This window comes from Halochromatium roseum (assembly GCF_016653315.1).
Lineage (GTDB): Bacteria > Pseudomonadota > Gammaproteobacteria > Chromatiales > Chromatiaceae > Lamprobacter > Lamprobacter roseus.
The window spans coordinates 42216-57788 of the sequence record NZ_NHSH01000042.1 but is presented as its reverse complement, the minus strand read 5'-3'; the positions used below and the strand labels follow the sequence as shown (position 1 = coordinate 57788).

Here is a 15573-nt window from a genome sequence, read left to right as displayed (position 1 = left end):
TTCTAACATTGAGTGGGTCATCGACGCCCGCAGCTCAAGTGCCTAAGCGCCGTGGCTCAGGCTCAGGTCTCCAGGTAATAGATCAGATCGGCCAAGGCGTCGGTCGAGCGCTTTAGCCCATCCTCGTCCCCTGCCTCCAAACTATCACGCACGGCTTCGATCAGGTCGATCAGGTCCTCTTTATCCTCATCGCTCGCGCTCTGCAGCAGGCGCTCCGCCTTGTCAAGGAGGGCCTTGGCGCGAACCTGCCCACGGTGCTGCTCGGTGTCGGCATCCGCGCTCCCTTCAACCTCAGCGTCGCCATCGATGAGCGTCGCGAGGCGTTGCTTGGCCGCATCAAGCTGCTCGGATTCAAACCGGGCCGTCGCGTTATCGATCTCGATATGCTTTTCCAGCCCAGAGCTCTTCTCGATCGCCGTGACCTTGAGGATGCCATCCAGATCCAGATCAAAGCGCATCAGGATCACGTTACCCGCAGGCACATCACTCAATCCTTCGACCCGGAACGAGCCGATCTCGGTATTGTTGAGCGCATCGCGATCCTCACCCTGATAGATATGCACGTCAACCGAGTCCTGACCATCGAACATGGTCTGGAAGGCCTCGGTCTTGCTGGTTGGGATCGGCGTATTCTTGCGGATGACCGGCACGAAGCAGTACGGATAGGGCATGCCATTCATCTCGCTAAGGGCACTGGTGCCGAAGGTATAGGGCGTCACGTCCACCAGCACGGTGCTGGTTGCCTGACCCGCGATCACCGCAGCCTGGATCGCAGCGCCCGCAGCCACACAGAGATCGGGATCGATCTCGGCGCGTGGCTGCATCCCAAGCAGTTCCTCGAGTCGCGCTTGGATCACCGGGGTGCGCGTGGCACCACCCACCAACACCACCTCGTCGATGTCGGACACCGTCAGCTCGGCCCCCTTGAGCGCCGTATGCACGGCATCTAGGGTCTCGTCGATGTAGGCTTCGATCATCGCCTCGTAGTCGAGGCGACTGACCTCCAACGACAGGTTGACTGGCGGGTTGCGACCGGGCAGCAGGTATTCCTCGTCGATGCGCGCATAGGGGGCATCGCTGAGCGCGATCTTGGCCGTCTCGCAGGCGCGCGTGATGCGCGCCATCGCGGCCTGATCCTGGCTGGGATCACAGTCGTGCTGTTCCTTCAGATGGGTGACCACATGCTCGATGAGCTTGGCGTCGAAATCGTCGCCACCGAGATGGTTGTTGCCGTGGCTGGCCAACACCTCGGTGATCTCGCCGCCGGCACGCACCACCGAGCAATCGAAGGTGCCACCGCCCAGGTCGTAGACCAGGATGGTGCGCGGCTGCTCGGCATCGACCTCGTAGGCCAAGGCGGCAGCGGTCGGCTCGTTGATGATACGCACCACCTCGAGCCCGGCCAGCTCGCCGGCATTGCGGGTCGCTTGGCGCTGGGCATCGGAGAAGTAGGCCGGCACCGTGATCACGGCCTTGCCGACCGGCTCGCCTAGCTGTTCTTCGGCGGCGCGCTTGAGCCGCTTCAGGATCAGTGCCGAGATCTCCTGCGGGCTGTAGGACTGATCGCCCATCGGCAGCCGGACATCCTCACCCATGCGTCTTTTCACCGAGCGAATGGTCCGCTCCGGATACAGGGCATACTGATTACGCGCGGCCTGGCCGACCAATAGGGCGCCGTCATCGGCAACGCCAACGATCGAGGGTAGGATGCGGGAGCCATCGACCTCGAGCACCTCCGCACGGCCATCGCGTAACACCGCGACCTCCGAGTTGGTGGTGCCAAGATCAATGCCGATGATGATGTCGCTCATGGAGAAGGCTCGGTCGGTGTCTGGTTAATGGGTTCAGCAGCGGGTGCAGGCGGTGTAGATGCAGGAGGTGTAGACGCGGTCGTTGCAGAAGCGGCCGGTGCCGCTTCAGGCCTGGTCGGGGCGGCAGTGCGCACAGATGATGCAGGTCCAGGTGGCTCAGCCGGTCCGACCGCCTCAGGGCGGTTGACGACCACCTCAGCGATCCGCAGCAGCTCGTCCTCGAGCAGGAAGCCAGGGCGGCGTTCGGCGATCACCTGACCAACGGGGATCTCGGGATCAAAGGCCAGCTCAGCGGCATGCATGCGATGTGGATCAAAGGTCTTGCCAAGCGCCGGTAGCGGCCGCACGCCACGCCGCGCTAGGGTCTCATCGAGCCGGCGCAGGTTCATCGCCAGCCCCTCGGCCATGGCCGCTGCGAACTCACGCGCGCGGCGCCGACCGAACAGCCCTTTAGGCTTATAACCAGCCGTGCTCGCCTGTCCGGCCTGCAGCCGGTCGCGCAGCTCCAACAGCTCGAGCAGCAGCGCTTTGTGCTCACGCCGGCGCGCGCCGCGCTCTTGCTCGCGCCGCCGCTGCTGTTCCTGCTCAAGGCGCGTCTGAGCCGACTGCAGGGCCTCAAAAAGCCCACGAAATTCATCGAGCGCCATCTTAAACTGGCGCGATTCGAGCTTGACCTCGTTCTTCAGCGCCGCGACCTCAGCCAGCAGGCTGAACAGATCCGGCGCCTTCGGGGCGTTCTCCTCAGCATCGCCAAACAGACTCGCATTGGCTTGGGTAGCCGCGGGCGGTTGATCCAGGTAGAGACGAAAACGTTCCGCGAGCCGATCCTTGGTGGCCGTATCCATTTAGGGCTCTCCTCTCAGCAAGGCTTGAAACCGCTCCGGCGCAGGTCGCTGCCTGCCCGAAGCGTCTGATCCAGGGGACCGTTCATTAGCCGGCTTGGCGTGGGAATTAGCGTTGGGCTTGGCGGAGGGCTTGGCCGCAGACGAGGTCGTCGACTGGGCGGCGCGCCGATTCACCTCGGCCCGGCGCAAGATGTCGATCGGTTGCGGCGGTGCGGTCTCGAACAACCGATAGGCAATCCGATCACGCCGGGTGCGCAGCTGCTCATAGGCCTCGCGCACGGCCTGAAACGCGGACGGATCGCGGTCGGGCGGACAGCGCTTGATCGCACTACGATAGGCCGTTTCTACGGCAGCATCGTCGGCATCGGAATCGATGCCGAGCACGAGAAAGGGATCAGCCATCAGAATAGATCTAAATTAAAAGGGAATTTCTTGGACTTGCGTTTGCGCTGTTTGGAACCGGAGCCGGAATTCGGCAGCGGCAACCCATCGAGACTGTCCGCAGCACTCAACACAATCGCTTCGAGCATCTCGACCACCGATTCCTCGCCCTCTTCTTCCGCTATTTCAAGGAAATGGGCACGTAAGACCCCGGGCATGCTGGATTCCTCGAGCGCCTGCTTCAATGGCTTGCGTTGTAGGGCGTCGAGCAGTTGATCGAGCCCAAGCGCACCGGTGAGCAAGGCCGCCATCTGATCGGGTGAACCCTCACCCCAGCCTGGGTCCAAGTCCGGATCAAAGTCCGGATCAAAGTCCGGATCAAAGTTTGGCATGGGCAGGCCACCGAACGGGAGAAACTGCCGCACCAGCTCGCGCAGCTGGTTAGCCACGCGCATGTCACCAGCCTCCTCGGCTCGCTGCAAGGCATCGCGCATCCGCTCCAGTTCTTTTGGCTTCGGGTGGCCCTGATCGGCATATTGGCTGTGATAGAGGTGAAACTCGAAGATCGGCGTGCGCGGCCAGCGCTTCAGGGCCGCGCGGGCAGCCTCCTGACGTGCGGCGTGGAGCCGCATGCGGCGCAGGAGCTCGCAGGCCACCTCGAGCTCCGAGCGCTCGAACTGCTTCCAAGGAGCCCCCTTCAGCATCGCCTTGAGCTGATCGCTCAAGCCCTTGGTGAAACGTTCTGTTTGATCGAGAAACTGTCGCAAATGGGCGATGATTGACCGCAGATCAGCAGCATCACGAACCTTCTCCGGCTTCCACTCCAGCAGCTTGGCAATCTGTGACTGGCTCAGCGCGAGCTCATCAATGGCGACCATCAGCTCGACACGACCCGCGAGACCCTCGCCCCGCTGCTGCAGTCGCTCCTGCAAGCGGGCACGTCCCGCATCGCGATCGACGTAATGCATCGCCAACACATCATCGATCCAGGTCAGGCGCTCACGCAAAGGGTCTTGACCCGCGCCACGTGCGACCCAGTTCCGCGCCTCGCTGACCTCCTTGAGCGCGAGATCGCCGCGCCGGTTGCGGATCTGTTTCGCAGCATGCTTAAGATGCGCCTTGACCAGTTGCTGACGTACACCGGTATTGATCGGATCGACCTTGAGCATCTGCTGCGCCAGCCCGGCAGCCTTCTTGAAGGCATTGCTGGCAAGCGCCGTTTGCATCGCAGCCTCCAACACCGCCATATCCCGGGGCCAGCGCTTCTGAGCGGTGCCCAGGATGCGCCGAGCGTCCTTCAATCGATCGGCGCGCCGATACCAGTTGATCAGCCGCAGATAGGTCTCGCGATGGTCCGGGTCGAACGCTAGGCTGCGCTCAAGCTGCCGAGCCGCAATCGCTTCGCTCGAATCGGGATCGGGGTCAACAGGGCCCTTGCTCGGATCGGTCTCGAGGAGTTTGTAGTACGCATCGAAACGCCGCAGGGCGAGGGCCGCCGCGAGCAATCGATCTTGCGCCGCAAGGCCTGCGCCAGTGCAATGCGGGTTGCTCAGCGCATCGGCCACCGCCTCCCAGGCCTCGGGTGGATCCCAGCCGAAGCCGCCCTGTGGATTCTCCGCGTTCCAGGCCTCGACCAAGGCCTGCTCCAAGTCAGTCAATTCGCGCCAGCCCTTCGGACGCGGACCCCAGGGCTCGGAGATGGGCGGCAACAATCGCAACGAGGCCTGTTGCACCCAGTCTGCGCCGAGCAGATCCCGATAGCGTTGCAGCAGTCGCAATAGACCTTGATGATCCATCGCTTGCCGATTGGGCGTTTGTCGATCAGCGAACTTGGTTGACTGCGACCTGGTTGGCTGCGACTTGGTCGACCGCGACTTGGCGCCCAGCGCAGCCAGCGCCTGAGCCAGCTCGAACTGCTGTGGCGACCAACCACGCAGCTCTGCGGCGAAGGCCGCTTGCTGTGGTCCAGCGTGCTCGAGCGCACGAATGAACCCGGCGTCATCGAGCAACGCCAGTTCGGCCGCACGCCTTAGCGGGGCAAAGGCTGAGTCATCGCCGATGCGCTTGAGCATCGCACGTGCCGCCTCCGGCTCGTGCTCGGCGCGCACAAGCGCCTTTAACAACGAGGCCCAGGACCGATAAGGCGAGCGGAACGGGATCTGCGCCAAGGCCGCCTCGAGCGCCTGCGCCTCCTTGGCGCAGTAAGCCTCGAGCGCGGTGCGCGCCGGCTCGGCATGGCGTCGAATCAGGTCATCGGCATCGAGCCGCGCAAGGAGCTGCTGATCACCAGCCAGCACCGCCGCTGCCAGCTGCTCACCGATGCGCTCGCGCTCGGCAGGCGTCAGCGCATCGCGGTGTGACCAGTGCTTGAGCACCGGCTCTAGATTGCCAAGACGCAGGCACAGCAGGCCGTGCTCCAGGGCCGGCGGCACCTCGGGGCCAAGGCCAGCACGGTTCTCCCAGATCACCAGTGCCTCCTTGAGCATGCCCTTCTCGGTCAACTCATGCGCGCGTCCGGCATAGGCCTCGGCGAGCGCGAGCCGCCGCGCGGCACTGCGCTCGCTGGCCGCATCATCCTTGAGCAGCGCCTTGAGATCGGCAATCGCTTCGCGGTAACGCCCGGCCTCAAGGGCTTGCAGCGCCTCGCGCTCGCGCACCTCGGGACTCTGCGTCGCGGCCGCTTTGGCGCTCGCCCGATTGACTGGTTTGTTTCGTTTCTTTGCCATGCTGTAAAGCCTAACGAATCCATCTGCAATACGCGAGAGTTTCAACATGATTGATCCGGGGCTGAAGACCCTGCCGGCATCGGGTAATCGGCGAGCGGCCGCGGCCGACCCAAATGGTAGCCCTGCGCATAGTCGACACCGATCTCGCGAAGCACCTCAAGCACCTGAGCATTCTCAACGAACTCGGCGGTGCTCTCGAGCCCCATGACGCCGGTGATGCCCACGATTGCCTCCACCATCGCCCGATGCACCTCGTTGCTGTCCAGCTCGCGCACGAAGCTGCCGTCGATCTTGACCAGATCGACGTTGAGATCGCGCAAATAACCAAAGGAAGACAGGCCGCTGCCGAAGTCATCGAGAGCGAGGCGACAACCAAGTTGCTTGACCTCATCGATGAAGCGCTTGGCCAGATCAAGGTTCGACATGGCCGCCGTCTCGGTGATCTCGAAACAGATCGACGATGGACCGATCGAATGGCGCCTGAGGCACTCGAGGATGCGTGCCGTATGCTTGTCGTTGCCCAGCGTCGCGCCAGAGAGGTTGATCGCGCAATGCTTGATCTGCGTGCCACCTTGGGCTTGGTAGGCTGAGAGCCACTGCAGCGTGTGCTCGACCACCCAGTAGTCGACCTCTGGCATCAATCCGTAGCGCTCAGCGGCCGGGATAAAGGCACCTGGCGGCAACACCTCGTCATCCTCGCCGGCGATGCGCAGCAGGATCTCGAAGTGGCTGCAGCTATCCTGCGCTTGATCAAGCGGCACGATGCCTTGGTAGAAGAGCCGGAAGCCATCCTCATCGAGCGCTTGCTGAATCCGCGAGACCCATTTCATCTGTCCCTTGCGCAGGCTCAGCTCGCGGTCATCCGGGTCGTACAGGTGCACCCGGTTGCGCCCGGTATCCTTGGCCGCATAGCAGGCCGCATCGGCGCGGGCGAGGGCATCCGCGAGGTTGCCGAGGGCACGCGACAAGGGCACGACACCGATGCTGGCGCCAACCCCGAAGACCCGATCCTCCCAGGGGAAACGCAAGGCATGCACGCGCTCGCGCATCCCCTCGACGATCTTGAGGCCGCGTTCAATCGGGCAGTTGGTCAGGATCACGCCAAACTCGTCACCACCCAAGCGCGCCAGGGTATCCGCGCTGCGCAGTCCCCGCTTGAGCAGCGTGGCGATTTGGCGCAACAGGGCATCACCAGCGGCATGCCCGCAGACATCGTTGACCAGCTTGAACTGGTCGAGGTCCAGATAGCAGAGCAAATGCTGAGCAGGACCGTCCTCGAGCTGGTCGATCAGCTCGGTCAGACGGTGCTCGAACTCGCGCCGATTGATCAACCCGGTGAGGGCATCATGCTTGGCCTGATAGGTGAGCTGACGCTCCATCGCCCGCGCCTGGGTCTTGTCATGAAAGACGACCACGAGTCCGCGCAGCCGGCCTTCGGCATTGCGAATCGGCGCTGCCGTGTGCTGCACCACATGGACGTTACCGTCACGGCAATAGAGGAGACGAGATGTCGACTCGACCAGGGTCTCACCATCCCTCAACACCCGCCGCGTAATCCAGTCGGTCGGCATCTCGGTGGGCGAATCGACCACCGGAAACACCCGGTAGAGCGGCTGACCACCGGCTGCCTGCAGCGACCAACCGGTCAGCTCCGCGGCGATCGCGTTCATGTAAACCACCCGACCGACACTGTCGGTCGTGATCACACCGTCGGCAATCGCCTCGAGGGTGATCTGCGCCAGCTCCTTCTCCTCGAACAGCTGCTCCTCGACCCGGCGCCGGTCGCTGACGTCGCGCATCAGGCAGGTATAGCTGCCGGTCGCGCGCGAGTCCGGGGTCACCGCCAGCTCGACGAACACCGGTTGACCCGCCTCGCGCCGGCGCAGGGCAACCTCAACCTTGCCCTCTTTCGAGAGCAAGGCCGGATCACGATGCCAGACTGCATGTAGCTCAGGGTGCTCATCCCCGCCCTGACCTCGGCTAACGCGGTGGCTGTCAAGATCGAAGAAATCAGTGAAGGCGGTCCCAACCGCCGCTTCGCCGGCAACGGCAAGGATCTTCTCCGCGCCTGGATTGAGGCTGGTCAAAATACCTGCCTCGGTGAAGGTGAGGATGCCATCGCGCAGATCACGCACAATCGCCTGACTACGCGTGACCGCCTGCTGCAGCGAATCCATCAACCGATTATGTTGCGCGGCGATCTGCCCCACCTCGGTGAAGGGCTCGACGGGCACGCGCAACGAGAGATCTGCCGAACGCTCCTGACGTCTGAGCGCGGTCATCAGATCGACCAGTTCGGTCTTCGCGCCATGCTCGGCAACGTTGAGGCCAATCTCCTCTTCAGCCACACCAACCCGAAGCCGGTAATATCGATTGATGAGGCGCAGCAATAGGTAGGACAGGGGAAACGCCCAGGCGCCGGCAATGACGATGCCGAAGGCTTGCACAGCCAACTGCTCGATCATCGAGAGGCCGGTGCCAAGCAGCGCTGGGGCGCCGAATAGGGCAACCGCCAAGGTGCCCCAGATGCCGGCAATCAGATGCACCGGTATCGCACCAATGGCATCGTCGATCCGCAGACGGGCTAACAGCTCGATCGCGTAGACCATGAACAGGCTCGCCAGCGCACCAATCAGGATGGCCTCCCAAGTGGCAACCACATGGCAGCCAGCGGTGATGGCGACCAGGCCAGCAATGACACCGTTTAATGGCACCGCAACCCGATCCAACGAGCGCCAGGCAAGCCAGCGCGTCAGCAGATGAGCCGCGACGCCAGCGGCCGCCGCCGACATCAAGGTATTGACGATAATACTCGGCACCGCCGCATCCAGTGCTAGGGTGCTACCACCGTTGAAGCCGATCCAGCCGACGAGGAAGAACAGCACACCGAGCATGGCGAGCGGCAGGTTGCTGCCGGGAATCAGCTGTGCCTCACCCGCGGAGAAACGACCCGTGCGCGGGCCGATCACCAATACGGCGGCCAGCGCAATCCAGCCGCCGACGCTATGCACCACGGTTGAGCCGGCAAAGTCGACGAAGCCCAGGGTCGCCAGCCATCCGCGCTCACCACCTAGCGCACCGCCCCACGCCCAGTGTCCAAACAGCGGGTAGATCAGCGCCACCGTGATCAGGGTAGCGAGATGGTAGCCATTAAAACGCATCCGCTCGGCGACTGCGCCGGAGACGATGGTCGCCGCTGTTGCGCAGAACATGAGCTGGAAGAGGAAGAAGGTCGCATCCCAGGGATCGCTCGTGGAGAGGTCGGGAACGAAGCGATCGCTACCGATCCAACCACTCTTCGAAGCACCGAACATCAACCCGTAGCCGACGAGGTACCAGGCCAGGCTTGTGATCAAGAAATCCGAGGCATTCTTCAACGCGACATTGATCGCGTTCTTGCTCCGCGTCAGCCCAGACTCCAGACACAGAAAGCCGGCCTGCATGAGCAACACCAACACGCTGCTCATCAGCACCCAGAGAATATCGATTCTGGCAATCTCGTCCATGGCCTTTCGGTCGCTACGGCTGACTATGCATCGATTATCGGTGATCAGCCAGCCGCATCAATAGCTTCAGCGCAACGTCACTCGAGATCAGTTGGTCATCATCCGGCTGAGTGGTGGCGCACCATCATGGCGGGGTGCCAGGCTGGGGATGCGCTACATCACCTCAGCCAGATGCGAGCCCAACGCCATGTCTGCACCATAGATGTGGGCGCTGAGCCAATGTTCGAGAAATTCGATCTCCTGCGCCGATAGCGGAGCCCCAGACCGCTGGAGTTGCTGTTGCAGCGCCTTACCACTGCTGATCAACTCCTGATGCTCGGCCCGGTGTTCATCCAGCCCCGGATAGTCATACTTCTCCATCAGCCGTTCTTCATGCTGGAAGTGCCAAGCCGTGCAGCTGATGAGCTCATCCATCAACGCTTCGATATAGGCCTGCGGCTCCCCCTCCTCGGTGGCATGGCCAAGCCGATTGAAGAGTTCAAGCAGACGGCGATGATCCTGATCGATCTCCAGCACATCAACACTCAGCGTCTTGTCCCACAGCAGCTCTTTCATGGCAATCATCCAGCAGCGTTGAACCCGTTGTGGCGAGAAGCTTGACTGCCCAGGGGGCGGACGTCAATCACGCCAAGGTTCACTGCCCAGTGGCCAGCAGCGCTACCCAATAACTTGCCAAGGCGAGCCAGGCCGTCTTAACCCGTGCCAACACGCGGTTGTTCTGCCCGATGTCATCGCCGGCTCCCCACCCGGCTGCGATAAGATCGACAGCATCTTCAAGCAGTGCCATGGTCCTTCATGCTCGATCCAGACCGCTCACAGCCGGAAACGCTCCTGTCGCCGATCGCGACGCCAGACAGTCTCGACAGCGCTGAGCGCGCGACCGCAACCCCTCGCATCCGCGAGATCCCCTACAACTACACCTCGTTCTCGGACCGCGAGATCGTCATCCGCTTCCTCGGCCTGGAGCACTGGCAGCGCATCGAGCAACTGCGTGGCTCGCGGCGCACCGGGCGCTCGGCGCGGATGCTGTTCGAGGTGTTGGGCGACATGTGGGTGGTGACCCGCAACCCCTATCTGCAGGACGATCTGCTCGAAGACCCGAAACGCCGCCGGCTCTTGCTCGACGCGCTGCGGCATCGACTCGAACAATTCGAGCGACGCCTGAACGAGAACGCCGAGGCCGCCGCCCTGCTCAGCGCCGCGCGCGAGGCCATCGCCCGCTTCGATGCCCAGCTCGACGCTGATCGCGCGCTGCGTCAACGCCTGCGCAAGCGGCTCAGCGGCATCACCCGCAAGGACAACATCGACTTCGGCGGCCTCGCGCGGGTGTCACACGCGACCGACGCCACCGACTGGCGCGTCGAGATGCCGTTCGTCGTCATCCTGCCGGATACCGAGGAGGAAGTCGCACCGATCGTCGCCGCCTGCATCGACTGCGGCCTGTCGCTGATCCCGCGCGGCGGCGGCACCGGCTATACCGGCTCGGCGGTGCCGCTCTCGCCGCGCTCGGCGGTGATCAACACCGAGAAGCTCGAGGCGCTGTCCGGCGTCGAGCGCATCGCGCTGCCCGGCGTCGCCGAGCCGGTGCCGACGGTGCGCTGCGGCGCCGGCGTGGTCACGCGCCGGGTCGCCGATCTGGCCGATGCCCATGGGCTCGCCTTCGCCGTCGACCCCACCTCGCAGGACGCCTCCTGCATCGGCGGCAATGTCGCCATGAACGCCGGCGGCAAGAAGGCGGTGCTCTGGGGCACCGCGATCGACAACCTCGCCTCCTGGCGCATGGTGACCCCGGATGCCGATTGGCTCGAGGTCGAGCGCCTGGATCATAACCTGGGCAAGCTGCAGGACACCGAGGTGGCCCGGTTTCGCATCAGCCGCTTCGAGGCCGATGGCCACACGCCCAAGGGCGAGCCCGAGCTGCTCGCGATCCCGACCGCGCGGATGCGCAAGCCGGGACTGGGCAAGGATGTCACCGACAAGGCCCTCGGCGGGCTGCCCGGGGTGCAGAAAGAGGGCTGCGACGGGCTCATCACCTCGGCCCGGTTCATCCTGCATCGGATGCCGGAGCATGTGCGCACGGTCTGCCTGGAGTTCTTCGGCACCGATCTCAATCGCGCCGTGCCGGCCATCGTCGAGATCAAGGACTTCGTCGATGCGCGCACGGATGTGCAGATCGCCGGCCTCGAGCATCTGGACGAGCGCTATGTGCGCGCGGTGCGCTATTCGACCAAGGCCGCCCGGCGCGAGCTGCCGAAGATGGTGCTGCTCGCCGATCTGGTCTCGGACGATGAGACGGCGGTGGCTGCAGTCGCCGAGGCCGTGGTCGAGCTGGCCCAGGCGCGCGATGGCGAGGGTTTCATCGCCATCAGCCCCGAGGCGCGCAAGCGCTTCTGGCTCGATCGCGCCCGCACCGCCGCCATCTCACGCCACACCAACGCCTTTAAGATCAACGAGGATGTGGTCATCCCGCTGCCACGGCTGGCCGAATACAGCCGCGAGATCGAGCGCCTGAATATCGAGCAGTCGATCAAGAACAAGGACGCTATCATGGCGGCGGTGCTCGACTATCTGAATGGCCCACTGCGCGAGGCCCTGCCGGCCGGCGAGTATCAACGCTCGGATGAGGCGCTGGCGATCCTTGAGGCCAAGTGCGCCGCCGCCCGTGACGCGGTGCGCGCCGCCCGTCAGCGTTGGCAGCAGATCCTCGCCCGACTGGATCAACCCGCCACCGAGCAGACCTTTTTGCTGCGCGACCCCGAGCGCGCGCTGATCCGCGACGGCGACAGCCTGCTCGAGATGATGCTGCGCCGCGACCTACGCCAGACCTATCGCAAGGAGGTCGGCAACCGGCTTGCCGAGATCTTCGCGGGTCAGGATCTCACTGGCGTGCGCGAGCGCCTCGCCGAGATCCATCGTCAACTGCGCGGCGCGCGGCTGTTCGTCGCCCTGCACATGCATGCCGGCGATGGCAACATCCACACCAACATCCCGGTGCACTCGGCCAACTATCAGATGCTGCAAGAGGCCGATCGGCTGGTCGATCGCATCATGGCCATCGCCGAGCGGCTCGATGGCGTGATCTCGGGCGAGCATGGCATCGGCCTGACCAAGGTACGCTACCTGGCGCCGGAGAAGCTCGCCGCCTTCGCCGAGTACAAACAGCGGGTCGATCCGCAAGGACGCTTCAACCCTGGCAAGCTGCTGCCCGGCTCCGGACTCGATGGCGCCTACACGCCCTCGCTGCAATTGGTCGAGCAAGAGGCGATCATCCTCGAGGCCACCGAGCTCGGCGCGCTCAACGACGACATCAAGCACTGCCTGCGCTGCGGCAAGTGCAAGCCCAAGTGCATGACCCATGTGCCGCGCGCGAACCTGGACTATTCGCCGCGCAACAAGATCCTCGGCACCGGGCTGATCATCGAGGCCTTCCTCTACGAGGAGCAGACCCGGCGTGGGCTCTCGGAGCGGCACTTCGATGAGATGAACGATGTCGCTGACCATTGCACCATCTGCCACAAGTGCCTGACGCCCTGCCCGGTCGATATCGACTTTGGCGATGTCACCATGCGCATGCGCCGCATCCTGGTCGAGCGCGGCAAGAAACGCTCGAGCCCCGGCGCCAAGGCGGCGATGGCGTTCTTGAATACCCAGCATCCGCAGGCGATTCGGCTCATGCGCAAGGGGCTGGCCGAATGGGGCTTTCAGGGGCTCAACCTGGCCAATGCTGTCGCCAAGGGCCTGCAGCTGACCGAGCAACCCAACGCGCGCCCGGGCGCCAGCAGCGGCACGCCGAATCCGGTCGGCCAAGCGGTGCAGCTGGTCAGTCGCTCGATCCGGGTCGATCTGCCCAAGCGCACCTTCCGTCAGGTGCTCGGGCTCGAAGACCGCACCCGGGTGCCGATCCTCGCCGATCCAGCCAAGGTGACCGAGGACTCAGACGCGGTGTTCTACTTCCCCGGCTGCGGCTCCGAACGGCTGTTCTCGGACATCGGCCTGGCGACCCTGGCGATGCTCTATGAGCAAGGCAGCCAGACGGTGCTGCCACCGGGCTATCTCTGCTGCGGCTATCCGCAGCGCGCCGCTGGGCTCGAGGACTCCGGCCACCAGATCACCACCGAGAACCGGGTGCTGTTCCACCGGGTCGCCAACACGCTCAACTATCTGGACATCCGCACCGTCATCGTCTCCTGCGGCACCTGCATGGATCAGCTGCTGCAATACGAGTTCGAGCGTATCTTTCCGGGCTGCCGGCTGCTCGATATCCATGAGTATCTAATGGAAAAGGGCGTGAGTCTGGAGGGCGTCAGCGGCAAGCAGTATCTCTATCACGACCCCTGCCATACGCCGATGAAGACCTATCAGCCGACCTCGGTGGCGGAAAAGCTGATGGGTCAGCCAGTGCCCTTGTCAGACCGCTGCTGCGGCGAGGCCGGCACGCTGGGCACCAGCCGACCGGACATCGCCAATCAGGTCCGCTTCCGCAAGCAGGAGGAGCTAACCAAGGGCATCCAGGCGCTCACCGGCAAGCCCCGCGTCGAGCACGGCGAGGTCAAACTGCTCACCGCCTGCCCCGCCTGCCAGCAGGGCCTGGCCAAATATGCCGACGAGACCGGCCTGATGACCGATTACATCGTCGTCGAGTTGGCCAAGCATCGCCTTGGCGAGGGCTGGCAGCAGCGGTTCTTGGAGCAGGTGAAGGCTGGGGGGATTGAGCGGGTGTTGCTCTAAGACCACAGCAGCCAGTGGACATAGACTGGACCATCGAGCGCGTCGCCAGCGAGGTTACCGCTGAGCCAGACATGGTGATTGAGGCGTCGGCTTCGATGAAGCACGGTGCTTCATCGTCGGGGGCGGTGACGCGCTACGAAATATGACGGGCGCTGTTATCATGCCGACCTCGGCACAACACAACGCCCTGGGTTCATCGACTCGACATCTGGATGTTGATGACCTGCCCTCAGTGGGCATCACCCCAATCACTTCCCGAACATGAGAGTGTCCCAATGGCGCTTGACCAAAAAGCTTTGCAGAAAAAGCGAGCTAAACGAGAAAAGAAACGTCAGCAAACGAAGACGAAGTCTGTCAGAGCCTCCTCCGGTGCGCTATCGTTGACGCGCGAATGGGCCGTGGTGGGCCAGGCGCCCATCGCTGACGTGTTCGTTCCGACAAACCTCTTCGAGCAAGGCATTGGCACGGTTTGGTTATCTCGTCACCTGCCTGATGGTCGGTATGCGATCGCAGGAATCCTCGTGGATGTCTTTTGTCTTGGCGTCAAAAACGCCTTGTACAAGATCGCCGAAGCAGCCGAGTATCCTGAGATTCTGGATCGCATCCATTCGAACCCCGCGGAATCCATGGAACCTCAACATCCGAGTTGCGCACGCAAAATAGTCGAAGGGGCACTGGCCTATGCCGAAAACCTCGGTTTCGAGCCGCATGCGGACTACCGGATCGCACGCTTGATCTTCGGTGACATCGAGGCAAATGCATGCCCGGTGAGCTTTACCTTTGGCCAGAACGGCAAGCCGTTCTATATCAATGGCCCCAACGATACTCCAGCGATGCAGCGACGGATCCTAAAACAGCTCGAACGCCGCTGCGGACCCGGAGCTTACGACTACCTGATGATGATGTAGAACCCGCGCATGTTGCGCTGAAGCAGGCAGGATCGCGTCACCGCTACAGGAGTCATGTGATTCAGCGCGTCCTCAGACAGCGCTGGTACCATGAGCCCTACCCAAAGAAAACGCCACCGCGGAGGCAACAGGCAAGATGGAGATGACAGGCAAGATCACGCAGGTACTGCCGGAGAAGAACGGCACCTCGGCACGTGGCCCCTGGCGTAAGCAAGAGTATGTGATCGAGCTACCGGGCGACTTTCCGAAGCAGGTCTGCTTTATGCTCTGGGGCGACAGGATCGATCAGTTCGGCATCCGTGAGGGGCAGGAACTGACCATCAGCTTCGACCTGGAGAGCCGTGAGTTCAACGGTCGCTGGTACACCGATGTGAAGGCCTGGCGCGTAGCGCCAGCCGGCAATGGCGAGCCGGGCGGTGAGCCGTTCCGCGATCAGCCGCCGTCCTTCGATGAAGAGCCGCCGTTCTAGTCGAGAACCGAAGCCTTATGCCGACGCCAACACAGTCCCCATTGATCGACGTCGAAAGCCTTGAGGCCCAGCTCGCGACCCAGTCGGGCGACATCGTCGTCTTCGACTGCCGCTGCTCGCTCGACGACAGGGGCCTCGGCCATCGCCACAGGTCACGACTAGCCCAATCGCCGTTCGGCTCAGCGCCGGATCGGATCGG

At 63.3% G+C, this 15573-nt stretch carries 10 protein-coding genes; 3 read left to right on the top strand and 7 right to left on the bottom strand.

Going from position 1 to position 15573, the window contains the following annotated elements:
• Window positions 1-62: 62 nt before the first annotated feature.
• The 7 genes from CCR96_RS05265 to CCR96_RS05235 form a co-directional block, all read right to left on the bottom strand.
• Window positions 63-1811 (bottom strand): Hsp70 family protein, encoded by a 1749-nt coding sequence (locus tag CCR96_RS05265; RefSeq protein ID WP_201218551.1) that lies wholly within the window; start codon window positions 1809-1811, stop codon window positions 63-65.
• A complete protein-coding gene (locus tag CCR96_RS05260; protein WP_201218546.1) occupies window positions 1808-2656 on the bottom strand; it encodes a nucleotide exchange factor GrpE in 849 nt (282 codons plus the stop codon). The genes CCR96_RS05265 and CCR96_RS05260 overlap by 4 nt, the downstream gene beginning before the upstream one ends.
• The gene (locus tag CCR96_RS05255) at window positions 2657-3058 is read right to left on the bottom strand and encodes a J domain-containing protein (protein WP_201218541.1); all 402 of its coding nucleotides are present in this window, start codon (window positions 3056-3058) and stop codon (window positions 2657-2659) included.
• A complete protein-coding gene (locus CCR96_RS05250; protein ID WP_201218536.1) occupies window positions 3058-5763 on the bottom strand; it encodes a tetratricopeptide repeat protein in 2706 nt (901 codons plus the stop codon). Before CCR96_RS05250 ends, CCR96_RS05255 begins: the two co-directional genes overlap by 1 nt.
• 41 nt (window positions 5764-5804) lie before the next feature.
• On the bottom strand, window positions 5805-9269 hold the full coding sequence (gene amt / locus CCR96_RS05245; protein WP_201218531.1) for an ammonium transporter: 3465 nt from the start codon (window positions 9267-9269) through the stop codon (window positions 5805-5807).
• Window positions 9270-9422: 153 nt separating this feature from the next.
• Window positions 9423-9824: a bacteriohemerythrin gene (locus tag CCR96_RS05240; protein ID WP_201218519.1), complete on the bottom strand. Its 402-nt coding sequence runs from the start codon at window positions 9822-9824 to the stop codon at window positions 9423-9425.
• A 79-nt stretch (window positions 9825-9903) separates the two neighbouring features.
• Window positions 9904-10056: a hypothetical protein gene (locus CCR96_RS05235; protein WP_201218514.1), complete on the bottom strand. Its 153-nt coding sequence runs from the start codon at window positions 10054-10056 to the stop codon at window positions 9904-9906.
• 8 nt (window positions 10057-10064) lie between these two features.
• Here CCR96_RS05235 and CCR96_RS05230 point away from each other — a divergent pair, with 8 nt between their 5' ends.
• The 3 genes from CCR96_RS05230 to CCR96_RS05220 all read left to right on the top strand — a co-directional run bounded on the left by CCR96_RS05230 (window position 10065) and on the right by CCR96_RS05220 (window position 15374).
• Entirely contained in the window at window positions 10065-13997 is a 3933-nt protein-coding gene (locus tag CCR96_RS05230) for a DUF3683 domain-containing protein (RefSeq protein ID WP_201218509.1), read from the top strand.
• 275 nt (window positions 13998-14272) lie between these two features.
• On the top strand, window positions 14273-14905 hold the full coding sequence (locus CCR96_RS05225; RefSeq protein ID WP_201218497.1) for a hypothetical protein: 633 nt from the start codon (window positions 14273-14275) through the stop codon (window positions 14903-14905).
• Window positions 14906-15041: 136 nt separating this feature from the next.
• Window positions 15042-15374: a DUF3127 domain-containing protein gene (locus CCR96_RS05220; protein WP_201218492.1), complete on the top strand. Its 333-nt coding sequence runs from the start codon at window positions 15042-15044 to the stop codon at window positions 15372-15374.
• The last annotated feature ends 199 nt before the right edge of the window (window positions 15375-15573 follow it).

What these genes read in the sequence shown, in the direction of transcription:
- CCR96_RS05235 (WP_201218514.1), bottom strand. Translation starts at nt 10,056, where the DNA reads ATGGCACTGCTTGAAGATGCTGTCGATCTTATCGCAGCCGGGTGGGGA.
- CCR96_RS05225 (WP_201218497.1), top strand. Translation starts at nt 14,273, where the DNA reads ATGGCGCTTGACCAAAAAGCTTTGCAGAAAAAGCGAGCTAAACGAGAA.
- CCR96_RS05220 (WP_201218492.1), top strand. Translation starts at nt 15,042, where the DNA reads ATGGAGATGACAGGCAAGATCACGCAGGTACTGCCGGAGAAGAACGGC.
- CCR96_RS05230 (WP_201218509.1), top strand. Translation starts at nt 10,065, where the DNA reads ATGCTCGATCCAGACCGCTCACAGCCGGAAACGCTCCTGTCGCCGATC.
- CCR96_RS05260 (WP_201218546.1), bottom strand. Translation starts at nt 2,656, where the DNA reads ATGGATACGGCCACCAAGGATCGGCTCGCGGAACGTTTTCGTCTCTAC.
- CCR96_RS05240 (WP_201218519.1), bottom strand. Translation starts at nt 9,824, where the DNA reads ATGAAAGAGCTGCTGTGGGACAAGACGCTGAGTGTTGATGTGCTGGAG.
- CCR96_RS05255 (WP_201218541.1), bottom strand. Translation starts at nt 3,058, where the DNA reads ATGGCTGATCCCTTTCTCGTGCTCGGCATCGATTCCGATGCCGACGAT.
- CCR96_RS05265 (WP_201218551.1), bottom strand. Translation starts at nt 1,811, where the DNA reads ATGAGCGACATCATCATCGGCATTGATCTTGGCACCACCAACTCGGAG.
- amt (WP_201218531.1), bottom strand. Translation starts at nt 9,269, where the DNA reads ATGGACGAGATTGCCAGAATCGATATTCTCTGGGTGCTGATGAGCAGC.
- CCR96_RS05250 (WP_201218536.1), bottom strand. Translation starts at nt 5,763, where the DNA reads ATGGCAAAGAAACGAAACAAACCAGTCAATCGGGCGAGCGCCAAAGCG.